Genomic DNA, 12399 nt, shown 5'->3' with positions numbered 1-12399 from the left:
TGACCCGGGATTTGGCGCGCTGGGTTGGCCCGGTAGCGTGTCCCGGTCAAGGTTCCCCCTACGGGACCCCTCAGGTGGTTTCGTATTGGCAGGTTGGCCACCGCGTCGTACCGAAACCCCTTATATCCTCCCCTTGGATCCGAATCCTGTCGACAGCCAGGTCCAGACGGTCCTTGCCTCACAAGGATGGTCGGGGTGCCGTGACCGCCGATGAGAGCTTGGTGCTGGCGAAGCTCCGAAGGGGAGCATTGGAATATTGCCTGCTTGCCTTCCTGTGAGAGGGGGAGCCATAAGAGGGGGAGCTCTCTAACCAGCTTGGTCGGATGGCGCTGATTGCCGGCGATGTCACGATTTATCCTCTGTTACCCCGCCTGCAACGCGCTGGTTCCATGGATTCCCGATTGGTTGACCCTGAATCCGGTGGATCGCGATGTCCTTGTTCCCTTTTGCCGGAATTGATGCGAAAAACCATATCAAAGACTATGATTCGAATATTCGTATCACGGGAGCGCCCGTGTGCTAGGGAGACTCAACGTGTCGAAACAAATAGCGAAGATCCATTCACCGGCTGATCTGGGGATGGCTTTGCAGCAGGCGAGGCTGGCTACAGGGATGTCCCAGAGGGAGCTTTCCGCTCGGACGGGTGTCACGCAGAGCGCCATCAGCAGTCTGGAGTCCGAGAACTACACCCTCTACGCGGAAAGGCTTTTCAAGCTCTTGCGCGAATGCGGTGTGACCATCACTGCCGAGTGGGACGACAGTGCTGAGCCGGTTCGCAGCGCTGAGAGCGGAGGACCGCGATGAGGCTTCACGTTGAGTTGAGCGGGCAGTTCATTGGAGAGCTGAACGGTGACGAGCGCACATTTGACTTCACTCCGGCTCGCGCCTCGATCGATCATTTCGGGGTGGGTAGCCGGGCTTTATCCGTCGCCGTGCCATTGGTCGCCCGGCCGAACAGGGCACACGCGTCACGGCGGCGGAACTTCTTTGAAGAGCTCCTTCCGGAAGGTGACCAGCTTGAGTTCATGCTGGCGATGGCCGGGTTGCGCAGGCGCGATACCTTGGCGTTCCTGGCTCGGTTCGGGCGCGACATCGCCGGCGCGCTTCAGATCTGGGATGCTGACGATCCTACGGAGCCTCAGACCCCAGAAGCGCGACCGGTGTCGGAGGAGGATGTGCAGGTTCTGCTTACTGAGCGCGCCGCGAACCCGCTCGCGAACTCCGGCATTCAGAGCAAGACGTCGCTCGCCGGCGTGCAGCCGAAGATCGTTCTCGCCCAGCTGGACGGCGGGTGGCACCAAGTCTTCGGCGGCTTCCCTTCAACGCACATCGTGAAGCCGGCGGTTTCAAGCCGGCCCACGGAAATATTCGACGAAGAGTACGGGACGCGATTCACCCGTGCGCTTGGCGTTGCCAGCTTTGACACACATCTTGCAAACTTTGGCAGAACCGACGCGCTCGTAATCCAACGGTTCGACCGCGATCTCGCAGTTCCCGGTGGGAGGGTTCACCAAGAAGACTTCAACCAGGTCCTCGGTGCGGCCGGGAACCAGAAGTACCAGATGTACGGCGGCATCGTGAATTTGAAGCGCATCGCTGAGGTGCTGCGAACTCATGGTGAGGCGAGCGATATGCGGCAGCTTGCTGTCATCACAACCCTCGGCGTCGCCATCTCAAACCTCGACATGCACGCGAAGAACTTGGGTCTCCTGCATCATGCCGATGGGCACATTGCGTTGGCGCCAGCGTACGATTTTGTCCCTCACGGTCTTCGCGAGGGGTTGGACGGGCAGCTGGCCCTCGCTGTGAATAAGAAGTACCCGCACGCAACCATCACCAAGGATGATCTCGTCAGCGAGCTCATCTCGTGGGGCCTCCGCGGTGCTAAAAACATCGTCGACGACACGCTCGAACAGGTGCAAGCCGTAGCTGCCAGGGAGGAACCTGCTGCCCAGGCTGCGGCAGGGTTGGCCGAGAACGTGAATGCCACTGTGCAGAATCTACTCGACGGACGCGCTGCGGGAACAGGATCTTGACGACCAGCGACGACAGATGGATGCGCTAGCTCCAGCAGGACGTCGCGGACTTTCAAGCCTCGTTCTGGTTCCCGCACGCCATGCCTCGAGTCTGAGTCTCCAGCACCCGGCCATCAAATCGCCCGATCACGTGTCCTGGCTGGAAGGTTGGACATGCGGGACGCTCTCGTAACCTGTCCCGCAGAGCGTTCCCCTTGTGGGACAGTCGGATTCCAAAGATCGCAATATGCGGTTTGAGCGCGTGCGCAAGATTTAAGGATTTGATTCAACTGAAGAGTCAAAAGTGGGCATAATCGTCTCATTACAGTTGAACCAAAACCCAGATTTCGGGCTTTTCGTGGTCCAACTTAGATGAGGACAGCGGACAGCCGCACGAACGCACCAGGGAGACAAAAGAAGCGGGCCGCAGGGAGGAATTTCTCCCCGCGGCCCGCTCACGTGCGGCGGTGTTCAATGCCGCGGGCTAGGCGCCCATTGCCTGCTCGATGACGCCGATGCCGAAGAAGAGCACGAAGGCCCCGGCAACTGCCCACATCAGCGGGTGCACCTCGCGGGCGCGGCCCTGGATCGCGCGGATGAACACGAAGGAAACGAATCCGGCCCCGATGCCGTTGGCGATCGAATAGGTGAAGGGCATCAGCACGAAGGTCAGGAACGCGGGAATGGCCACGCCCCAGTCGTTCCAGTCGATCTTCGAGACGTGCGAGATCATCATGAACCCGACGACCACCAGGGCCGGGGCGACCGCCTCGAACGGCACCAGGTGGATCAGCGGGGTCAGGAACATCGCGGCCAGGAACAGCACGCCGGTGACGATGGAGGCCAGGCCGGTGCGGGCGCCCTCGCCGATGCCGGCTCCGGATTCCACGTAGATCTGGCTGGAGGACGCCGAGGCTCCGCCGCCCACTACAGCGCCGAGAGCATCAACCAGCAGCACCTTGTCCACGTCCGGGATGTTCCCGTCCTCATCGACGGAGCCGGCCTCGTTGGCCAGGCCCACCATGGTGCCCATGGCATCGAAGAAGATCGAGAGCAGGATGACGAAGGCCAGCAGCAGGGCCGCGGTCACGCCGAGGTTCTGGAAGGCGCCAAAGATGTTGGCCTGCCCGATCAGCGACAGGTCGGGCAGCGCCCAGTCCGGCATCGAGGGGGCCACCAGCGACCAGCCCTTCGGATTGGCGGTGGTTCCGTCAAAGGACGGGCCGATGTCGAAGACGGCCTCGAGGATGTTGGCCAGGACGGCGGAGGCGACGATGCCGATGAGGATGGCACCCTTGGTCTTGCGCACCACCAGGGCGATGGTGAGCAGCAGGCCCACGATGAACACCAGGATGGGCCAGCCGACCAGCGTGCCCTCGAAGCCCAGGCCGACCGGGACGGTGGTTCCGGCGGCATCCGGGATGCGGCGCACGAAGCCGGCGTTGACCAGGCCGATCAGCGCAATGAACATGCCGATGCCCACCACGATGGCGGACTTGAGGCTCGAGGGCACGGCGTTGAACACCGCGGTGCGGAAGCCGGTGAGCACCAACACCAGCATGGTCAGGCCCGAAACGATGACAAGGCCCATGACGTCGGGCCACGTGAGTCCGGGGTTGGTTGCCACTGTCACGGCGATGAAGGCGTTCACGCCCAACCCGGTGGCCATGGCGAAGGGGTGCTTGGCCCAGGCCCCCATCAGGATCGTCATGATGCCGGCAACCAGGGCGGTTGCGGCGGCGACCCGGGCCGAACCCAGGGAGTCGCCGTTGGAATCCGCGCCCGCAAGGATCAGCGGGTTCAGCACCACGATGTAGCTCATGGCAAAGAACGTGGCGAAGCCGCCACGGATTTCTCTGGAGTAGTTGGAGCCGCGTTCGGTGACCTTGAAATAACGGTCCAGACGCGAAACTTTCGTCTTTTCGAGGAGGGAGTTTTCCGGTGAGGGCATGGGGGAATTATAGTTCGGCTTTACGCCGCTAGGCGAAAAAACAAGGGAGAAATGCGCCACGCTCAACAACAGTTAGACCCACGTCACACTGTGGTGAACAATGGAAGCACGGGACCTCGTACGGGGGAAGCCCGCGAGAACCCAGACCGTGACGCGTAGGAGTGAAGACGATGAGCGAAAACAACAGACCCCAGGGTGACGCCGAGGTCATCGAGGGAATCGTTGTCGGTGTCGACGGTTCGGACCAGGGCCTCTGCGCCCTGAAATGGGCTGCACAGGAAGCCAAGCGGCGCGGAAGCATCCTGAACATCGTGACGGCCTACACCATCCCGGTCTTCGCCGCCTCCTCCATGGACGCCGGCTACGCCACGCTGGACGACCAGCTGATCCGCAACGGCGCCGAGGAAGTCGTCCGCCAGGCGCGTGCCACGATCACCGACACCGACATCACGGTGCGCACCTACATCGAGTCCGGCGATCCGGCCGGGGTGCTGCTGGACTTGAGCCGGCAGGCCGAACTGATCGTCGTGGGCACCCGGGGCCGCGGCGGATTTGTCGGAAGGCTGCTCGGATCGGTTTCCAGCGCACTTCCGGCCCATGCCAAGTGCCCGACCGTCGTGGTGCCGCTGTGCATTGCCAAGCGCGATGAGAACGATGTCCAGGTCCAGGACCGCATCGTTGTCGGCGTGGACGGATCGGACCGGGCCCGCTTGGCCGTGCTGGTGGCCGCCGAGTTGGCCGCCACCCGCGGGCTGACGCTGCGCGTGGTCTGTGCCCTGGCCCCGATCAGCGGTGCGCTGGCCTGGATGCCGGCAACCGTCGACCAGGAAGCTGTCACCGCCGACGTGCGCCACCAGATGGGCATCGGCAAGGCCTGGCTGCAGAGCCTGTTCCCGGGCCTGGAGATCGAGACCGACGTGGTCGACGGTGCCCCGGTGGAAATGCTGATCCGCGAATCCCAGACCGCCCGTCTGCTGGTGACCGGCTCACGCGGCCGCGGCGGCTTTGCGGGGATGCTCCTGGGATCGACCAGCCAGGGCGTGCTGCACCACTCCAAGGGTCCGGTGATGGTGGTTCCCGACGGGGACGACCCGCGTCTGGCCTCCCGCCAGGAGTTCGAGGACAGGGCCAACGGCCTGTAGGCCGTTTCCCGTCACATGAGTGGGGGCGCTGCAACCATTGGTTGCAGCGCCCTCACTCATGGTGGCCTGGTTTGCTACGTGCCTAGTAGCGTCCCGCGTAGGGATGCAGGTTGTTGACCCAGCTCAGCGGCGTCACGGAGATGCCGCTGTTGGGGTTGCGTGCATGCAGGACCTGTCCGTCGCCCAGGTAGATGGCGACGTGGTAGAACGAATTGCCGCCGTTGGACGAGGAGAACACCAGGTCACCCCGGCGCAGCTGGCTGAGCGGGACCTTGGTCGGGGCCGCGGCGTATTGCTGGGAGGAACTCCGGGGCAGGCTGATGCCCGACTTGGAATAGGCCGCCTGGGTGAATGAAGAGCAGTCGTAGAAGTCCGGGCCGTTGGCGCCGTACCTGTACTGCTTGGATTCGTCATTGGCGATCATGCGGCCCCAGGCAAAGGCGGCGTTGTAGTTGCGCGACGATTGCGGTGCCGAAGTCTCGGGTTCGGGTTCGGGCTTGGGCTTGACCGATTCCTTCGGGGCCTGCGGAGCAATTGTCGGGGGCTTCGGCTTTGGCTTGGCCGTCTCCTTGGGTGCTTCGGGCTTGGGCTTTGGCTTGGCCGTTTCCTTGGGTGCCTCGGGCTTGGGGGTCGGCTTCGGGGCCTGGGTCACCTCGGGCTTGGGCTTGGCCGTTTCCTTGGGTGCCTCAGGCTCGGGAGCCGGTTTTGGCGCCTGTGTCACCTCGGGCTTCGGGGCAGGGGCTGCCTCGGGGGCCTTGGGCGGAACCGCAACCGTCAGCTGGGGTGCCTTGGGTGCCGAGGACTTCGGGACCAGGGTTTGGCCCTGCGGGCGCTCGGTGGGAACCTTTGGCGGGGCGGCCAGCGGCTCAGGGCTGTTGCGTTCTGGAAAGTGATTTAGACCACCGTGAGGATGGCTTGGATCAGCTTGTTCTGGGCATGCAGCGCGCGGGTGGCCGGCCGGATCTCGGTCAGGCCCGCGGCGCGTAGCGCGGTGAGTGCCGCGTTGGTCAGGGCGGCGACGTTCCGTGGTGCGTGGCCGGTGCGCACCTGGTTGTGGTCCTCCCGATACGCGGTGTCCCGGACATGGTGGACCTTGTTCTCGATGGACCAGTGTCCGCGCACGAGGTCGGCGATGTGGCCCGGGCCGGCGAGGTGCGGCGGGAGGCTGGTGAGGATGAACACCGTTTCCACGCTTGTCTTGCCCTGGTGGGTGCGTTCCCGGGTCAGCCGGGCGACTTGGCGCAGCCCGGGCCAGTCCGGTGCGAATTTTCCGGTCAGCGTGGCGATCTGGAGTTTGCGGATCACCACCCGGCCGTGGCCGGTGTCGATGGTGGTGTCGGCGACCGGGACCTGCTCCCAGGGCAGGTTGCGGACCAGCGCGTGCACCGTTGGCTGGTTGCCTTTCAGGGTCAGGACATAGTGGGCGCCGTGGGTCTGGCAGATCAGCTTTGCGGTGTTCCGCTGGGTGTGCAGCGCGTCGAGGGTGATGATCCTCCCGGCCAGCTCGTGGTGCCTGGCCAGGAGCTCCAAAAGTTCGGGCAGGCGAGGGATCTCGTTGGTTTTCGCGCAGACGTCGACCTGGCCCAGCACCAGGCCGGAGTCGTGGGTGGTTGCGGCCAACAGGTGGACCTTGGCCCCGTTGCCGTTCTTGGAGCTGCGCAGCTCCTTCCCGTCGATGGCGATGGCCTCGGCCAGGAGCGGGGCGGCGGCGGTGTGCAGCGTGGCGGCCCAGGACGCCAGGGCCTCATCCAGGCCGACGGGGTCCAGCTGCTTGAGGAAGCGGTGGAAGGTCGAGGGGCCGGGGACCGGGCGGTTGCGGTGGTTGGCCAGGCGGCGTGCGAGTTCCTGCATCTGCCGGTAGCCGGTGTGTCCGGCCATGACGGCGCAGGCGGCCACGGCCAGCAGCCAGCCGCTGCGGTAGCGGCATCCCTGGCCGCGGCGGGGGTCCGGCACCGTTGCCAGGGCTTTCAGGAGTCCCGAAGGGATCTCGGTGAGCGTTTCGTGGTCGAGCTCGGGGAGTGTCGGGTGGCGCTGGATGAGGGTTTCGAGGGATGATGGCATGAGGAGTTCCTGTTGATCTTGGTTGTTTAGTCACTTTCATGATTAACAGGAATTTCCTACATTAACAACCCGGCGTCATTTTCCCCTTTGCCCAAGTCAGAAACAAGTTTGGGCTAGAACGCAACAGCCCTGCCAGCGGCTTGATCTCCGGCGCCTTGCTTTGCTTGACCTCCAGCGGCTTGGCCTGTGGCGCGTTGTCGATCAGGTCCTGGAGCCTCTTGGCTTCGGTTGCCGCTTCCTTGGCGGCAATACGCTCGGCTTCCTTGGCTGCGTCGACCTCGTGCAGGAAGGCCAGCTGCCCAATGAGCTGCTCGCGGAGCTGTTCCTGGGGCGCAATGGAGTCCTGGTAGCTGGAAAGAGTGGTCGTGGCCTCGGCGGCCGCGGTGCGCTGGGCTGACGTTGCCTCGTCGGCGGCCTCCGCGGCCGCTGCGGCATAGTCCTGCCACGCCGTCCACAGTGCTGCCGCGTCCTCGGCATTGCTCACCGTCATGGTGCGGTTGGCGCTCAGGGCGTCCATGGTGGAGGCCTTGTACAGGACGTCGTTGTCCTTGGTGTCCTCCAACAGGGTCACCACGCCGGGGTTGACGCCGCCGTTGCGGTACAGGTCCGAGGCCAGTGCTCCGACATCTTTCTTGCTCGAAAGCAGGAACTCGGTGGCCTTCTCGGCCTCGGCCTTGGCTTCGTCGGCGGCCTGGGTGCGTTCGGCAAGAAGCTGGTCGGCATCCAACAAGATGTCTTGGGCGTCCAGGGCCGCGGCCTCGGCGGTGATGATGCGCTGGCGGCCGGATTCGATTTCGGATTCAAGTCGATCGACCAAGGCGCCGAGCGCCTCGGGATCCGACTTGGCTGCTTCCAGCTGGGCTTGGGTGGGCATGGCGGTGCCCAAGGTGTTGGGCTGCGCGGCGATGCCGATGGTGCTTGGTGCGTTCAGCGTTGCCGCTGCGGCGGGCAGTCCGCCCGTAAAGCACGTGGCTGCCAATGCAATTGAGCAGGCGGCGACGCCCAGTGTTTCCCTGATTGCCATGCCGTGTTGATCCTTACCGCGGCGATCGGTGTGCAAGTCTCGCAACCAATGCGAGAAATACGGCCTGAACGGTGCGGCCTGATCGCTGCTTCCTATAGCACCCTATGGGATACCTATTCACACTGGCAACAGCAGTCACATCAATAACTTCAATTACAACGGTGTAATTATTCCTTAATTCGACCTTAATATGCAGGCGATTCCGGAATGGCGCCCCGCACCGAAGCCGTGTCGTCCAAGGTCAGTGCGGGGTGTCGCCGGGGCGCCGCCAAACGGGGGTCGATCAGTAGCGGCCCGCGTACTTGTAGATATTGCGCATGCCGGCATAATTCAGTTTGGTTACGGAAATGCCGGCCTTGGGGTTGCGGGCATGGGCGATCTTGCCGTTTCCCACATACATTGCCACGTGGTAGAAAGACCGACCGCGGTTGGATGACCAGAAAACCAGGTCGCCCTTCTTCAGCTTCGAGAGCTTCACCTTCTTGGGCGCCGCCTTGTATTGGGCGCTGGAGGTGCGCTTGAGCTTCTTTCCACCCTTGGCGAATGCCTTGCCCACGTATCCGGAGCAATCGAAGTACCGCGGGCCGGTCGCCCCGTAACGGTACTTGTACTTATTGTTCTTGGCGACCTTCTTGGCCCACTTGATGGACTTCTTGATCCGGGCCGTCCGCGTCAGCTTCTTGGTGGGAACCTGGATGGCGGCTGTGGCCACCGAAGCGGTGCCAAGCGCGCCGATGGCCACCTGGGCGCTGTCGAGGGTCTCGGGATCCAACGCCGGGTCATTCACGGGATCGGCGACATTCGATTCGGAGTCCACCAGTGCGGCCATGAGCTCGGCGTCCTCGCGGGACTCGGACAGCTTGGCCAGCCGTGCACTTTCCCGGGCAACAGAGGTCTTGTGCAGCGAGGCGGACGCCTCGACAAGCTCCTCGTGCTTGGCATTGAGTCGCAGCTCGGCCCGGTCGAAGAGACCCTGGGCGGTGCGGGCGAGCTTTGCGGACTCCAGCTGCTGGACCTGGGCCTGGCTCCGGCCCAGGGCCGCCAGGGAGGTTCCGGCCAGGGACGCTGCCGTGGTCCGGTCCTGCGTGGCGGCTTCTTCCGCGGCCACGGCGTTCTCCGTGGCCTCAAGAGTTGCCGCCTCGGCGTCTTGGAGAGCCGCGCGGACGGTGGCCAGCTGTTTCTCAAGGGCCGCCGTGGTTTTCGCGGGGGAGGGCCGGGTGGCTGCCATGGATTTGGCGATGGTGGCCAGCGGGCCCGGATTGAGCTGCTCGGGGGCCGCTGCGTGGTGCGGTGTGGTGCTGGCGGCAACGGGTGCCGGTGCGCTGCCGGCGGTCAAGGCGCCCGAGGCAATGAGTGCTGCGCTGGTCACGACGACCACGCTCTTGAGGATGGACATGAAGGGAGTTCCTAACCGCCTTGCAGTCCAACCAAGTGGTTGATTCGTGGCCGGGCAACCCGAAGCAGGATGGGCCTGCCGGGGTCATTTAGCGAAAGTGGTCACGGGCTGTACTGCATCCCCAAGATGAAGGTAGGAGTGTGCTGGGGTGGCTTATGCAACGAATGCATAACGATAATGCAGGAGCTTTTGGGGCTTGTCGAGACCCGGTTCGCGAAAAACGGTGATTTTGGACGATTTCCGAGACCGTTTCGTTACATTTCGGATTGTCGAAACGCCGGGCTGGCCGGGGGCGATGCGCCAATGGGCCGCGGCCGGGGAAAGTCACAGGAAACTTTTCGAGCGAAACCGCCCGTCAGCCCCACCCGAGCTCGTGCAGCCGATCGTCGTCGATGCCGAAGTGGTGGGCGATTTCGTGAACGATCGTGATGCCAACCTCTTCGATCACCTGCTTTTCCGAGGAGCATATTTCAAGGATTGCATCCTTGAAGATCGTGATGCGGTCGGGCATGGCCCCGGCGCCCCACCCCGAGTCGCGCTCGGTCAGCGCCGTGCCCTCGTAGAGGCCAAGTAGTTTGGTGCCCGGGTCCTCGTTCGGCAGCGGCTTGTAGGCGTCCTCGATGAAGATGGCCACGTTTTCCATCATCGAAAGCAGGGCCTCCGGGATTTCGTCCAGGGCGCGCTCGGCCACCAACTCAAATTCATCGTCCGTCATTTCGTACCCCATGTGCTGCACTCTACCGAGCGCAGCTGCCGGCAGGGGACGTGGTTTGGTGAGGTGAGGCACGGAAATCGGGGTGACGAGGGTCGCATTTTGCGGTCTCGATCGGTTCGTTTTGCGCGGTGGGAAATTTACCTCTATAGTTGTTGGAGTCCACTGCTGCGGAGAAATTCGCGGCAGAGGTTCCTGGCCCCCATCGTCTAGCGGCCTAGGACACTGCCCTTTCACGGCAGCGGCACGGGTTCGAATCCCGTTGGGGGTACGCATGAAATGCGGATTTTGCACGAGCGAAAAGCTCTGGTAGAGTTCTTGTCTTGTGAGCGAGGGAGACTTCGCAAGTAAGGCCCTGTAGCGCAGTTGGTTAGCGCGCCGCCCTGTCACGGCGGAGGTCGCGGGTTCAAGTCCCGTCAGGGTCGCTTTGGTTTTCTGGTTCGCTGGAAGATCTCGGTGATCATCTTGCCTGATGATGCCAGGCTCTGTAGCTCAGTTGGTAGAGCGTTCGACTGAAAATCGAAAGGTCACCGGATCGACGCCGGTCGGAGCCACCATCTAAAACCCTCTTGGAAACAAGGGGGTTTTTGCTTTAACAAGAAATGGCCTATAGGACAAAATGTGTGTCTGCCCCGGGTGTGTCACCCGGGGCATTGCCATGTCGGACCGTGTTTCAGCAGGGCCTGCCGGCCCATCCCTTCCGGGCCCACAGCCCCTCGGACTCGCTCAGTGCGGTGCCGAGCAACTCCGGCCCAACCGGTTCCTCACGGGGTGCTTGCCTCGGCAATGGCTTGAGGTGCTCGGGACGGATGAGGGTGTGGGGCGCGGCCGGGTTTTCGGTGTGGGTGTAGAGCCACCATTCGACGGCGCGCTTGGCGTGGGCCGGGGGCATGCCCCGGTGGGTGCGCAGCAGGGCGCGCAGGTGCGTGTTGACCCCGCCCTCGATCCGGTTGGTCGTCGAGTCGACGCCGATATCGGCCAGCTCCGGGTGCAGATAGGTGAACAGGTGCCCGTTCCTGGCCAGGCGCTCCATGAGCCGGTAGGCCTTGCGCAGCCGGTCGTGGGTGTACCACCAGGCCTGGCCCGCCCGGACGCCGGCGGGGCGGAAACCCGCGGGACCCTGCTGGTAGGTGCGCGCCTTGATCAGCTCGCCGTGCTCGGTGTACCACTGGTTCAGCACCAGCACCCAGGCGGCGGCCTCCTGCGTGGTCTTCAGCCGCGTCAGGGCCAGGGAAATACGGCGCAACGCCCGCCCGGCGTCGGTGCGCGGCCGCAGCGTCAGGTAGGTGCGCACGTTGCGCTGGACATGGACCAGGCAGCGCTGGATCCGGGTCTCGGGCCAGGCCCGCGACAGGGCCGAGGCCAGCCCCGAGCCGCCGTCGATGACCACCGCCCGCGGGGCCGGGATCGCTTCCATCAGGGCCAGCCAGGCGGCCGACTTTTCCGTGTCGCACCACTGCCAGCCGATGACGTGCCCGTCGGCGATCGCGATCAGGCAGCACCACCCCCGGCCCAGGTAGATGCCGTCCATCTGGACCTGCCCGTGGATCTCGCCGGTCACCGCCGGGGCGGGTTCGATGTTCCAGCACCACCGGGTGGAGCGGCGGAAGGTCCGCCCGCTGCCGGGCCCGATCTCGGCCTGGGAATCCTTGCCCATCAGCCAGGCCACGAACCGGTCCAGCTCGGCCCTGCGGGCCAGGTCCGCCCGTCTGCGCACGCTGCTGGCCCCGCAGTCAATGCACCTCCAGCGCTGGGTCCCTGCCGTTGTCTTTCCATTGCGTTTCAGACGAGATCCACATACTTCACAGTGCCTCGAATTTCCAGAACCATTCACGTTTAATGGCCCAAGACTATAAGAAACCCCGTTCTGCCGCGCCGTCGTTGGGATGCAGGCCCCTCACGGACACACTTTCTGACCTGTAAGCCCAAGAAATCGCGGCCTATAGGACAAAAAGTGTCTGCCCCGAAATCGCGGCCCGCGCGACGCGCCGGGGCTGGGCCCGCTCGGTGGAGAAGTCCTCGCCCACCTGACAACCCTTGCGATATGCATCACATTCAGTTGTAGGCTGGGGACGTACGCCGAGTACCGTGTGGCGAG

Annotated in this window: 10 protein-coding genes and 3 tRNA genes; 6 read left to right on the top strand and 7 right to left on the bottom strand. The window is 63.9% G+C overall.

What is annotated here, in order from left to right:
• The first annotated feature begins 579 nt into the window (after positions 1-579).
• Together JOF46_RS01720 and JOF46_RS01715 are read left to right on the top strand one after the other, a co-directional pair.
• Complete coding sequence (locus JOF46_RS01720; RefSeq protein WP_209911442.1) at positions 580-804, top strand: helix-turn-helix domain-containing protein; 225 nt, start codon at positions 580-582, stop codon at positions 802-804.
• 14 nt (positions 805-818) lie between these two features.
• On the top strand, positions 819-2036 hold the full coding sequence (locus JOF46_RS01715; protein WP_245347966.1) for a type II toxin-antitoxin system HipA family toxin: 1218 nt from the start codon (positions 819-821) through the stop codon (positions 2034-2036).
• Positions 2037-2499: 463 nt separating this feature from the next.
• Here the strand turns inward: JOF46_RS01715 and JOF46_RS01710 are convergent, their stop codons facing one another.
• Positions 2500-3966 carry an NCS2 family permease gene (locus JOF46_RS01710; protein WP_209905739.1) on the bottom strand — a complete coding sequence of 489 codons (1467 nt, stop codon included), beginning with the start codon at positions 3964-3966 and terminating at the stop codon, positions 2500-2502.
• A gap of 170 nt (positions 3967-4136) precedes the next feature.
• Here JOF46_RS01710 and JOF46_RS01705 point away from each other — a divergent pair, with 170 nt between their 5' ends.
• Positions 4137-5108: a universal stress protein gene (locus tag JOF46_RS01705; protein ID WP_209905738.1), complete on the top strand. Its 972-nt coding sequence runs from the start codon at positions 4137-4139 to the stop codon at positions 5106-5108.
• Between the two features lie 82 nt (positions 5109-5190).
• Here JOF46_RS01705 and JOF46_RS22645 read toward each other — a convergent pair whose 3' ends face one another.
• The 5 genes from JOF46_RS22645 to JOF46_RS01680 all read right to left on the bottom strand — a co-directional run bounded on the left by JOF46_RS22645 (position 5191) and on the right by JOF46_RS01680 (position 10304).
• Positions 5191-5829 (bottom strand): C40 family peptidase, encoded by a 639-nt coding sequence (locus JOF46_RS22645; protein WP_209905737.1) that lies wholly within the window; start codon positions 5827-5829, stop codon positions 5191-5193.
• A gap of 173 nt (positions 5830-6002) precedes the next feature.
• A complete protein-coding gene (locus JOF46_RS01695) occupies positions 6003-7169 on the bottom strand; it encodes an ISAs1 family transposase (RefSeq protein ID WP_209905736.1) in 1167 nt (388 codons plus the stop codon).
• 61 nt (positions 7170-7230) lie between these two features.
• A complete protein-coding gene (locus JOF46_RS01690) occupies positions 7231-8193 on the bottom strand; it encodes a hypothetical protein (RefSeq protein ID WP_209905735.1) in 963 nt (320 codons plus the stop codon).
• Positions 8194-8476: 283 nt separating this feature from the next.
• Positions 8477-9589, bottom strand: coding sequence for a C40 family peptidase (locus JOF46_RS01685; RefSeq protein ID WP_209905734.1), 1113 nt, complete (start codon positions 9587-9589; stop codon positions 8477-8479).
• A gap of 355 nt (positions 9590-9944) precedes the next feature.
• Positions 9945-10304, bottom strand: coding sequence for a metallopeptidase family protein (locus tag JOF46_RS01680; RefSeq protein WP_209905733.1), 360 nt, complete (start codon positions 10302-10304; stop codon positions 9945-9947).
• Positions 10305-10499: 195 nt separating this feature from the next.
• Between JOF46_RS01680 and JOF46_RS01675 the strand changes: the two genes are divergently transcribed.
• The 3 genes from JOF46_RS01675 (at position 10500) to JOF46_RS01665 (ending at position 10858) form a co-directional block, all read left to right on the top strand.
• Positions 10500-10572: transfer RNA gene (locus tag JOF46_RS01675), tRNA-Glu, on the top strand.
• An 80-nt stretch (positions 10573-10652) separates the two neighbouring features.
• A tRNA-Asp gene (locus tag JOF46_RS01670) sits at positions 10653-10726 on the top strand.
• Positions 10727-10782: 56 nt separating this feature from the next.
• Positions 10783-10858 (top strand) — tRNA-Phe (locus JOF46_RS01665).
• Positions 10859-10974: 116 nt separating this feature from the next.
• Here JOF46_RS01665 and JOF46_RS01660 read toward each other — a convergent pair.
• Positions 10975-12189 carry an IS1249 family transposase gene (locus JOF46_RS01660; RefSeq protein WP_209911439.1) on the bottom strand — a complete coding sequence of 405 codons (1215 nt, stop codon included), beginning with the start codon at positions 12187-12189 and terminating at the stop codon, positions 10975-10977.
• Positions 12190-12399 lie beyond the last annotated feature (210 nt).

The organism is Paeniglutamicibacter psychrophenolicus, assembly GCF_017876575.1.
GTDB lineage: Bacteria > Actinomycetota > Actinomycetes > Actinomycetales > Micrococcaceae > Paeniglutamicibacter > Paeniglutamicibacter psychrophenolicus.
The sequence above is the reverse complement of the archived record's forward strand: the minus strand, read 5'-3'. Positions and strand labels throughout refer to the sequence as shown.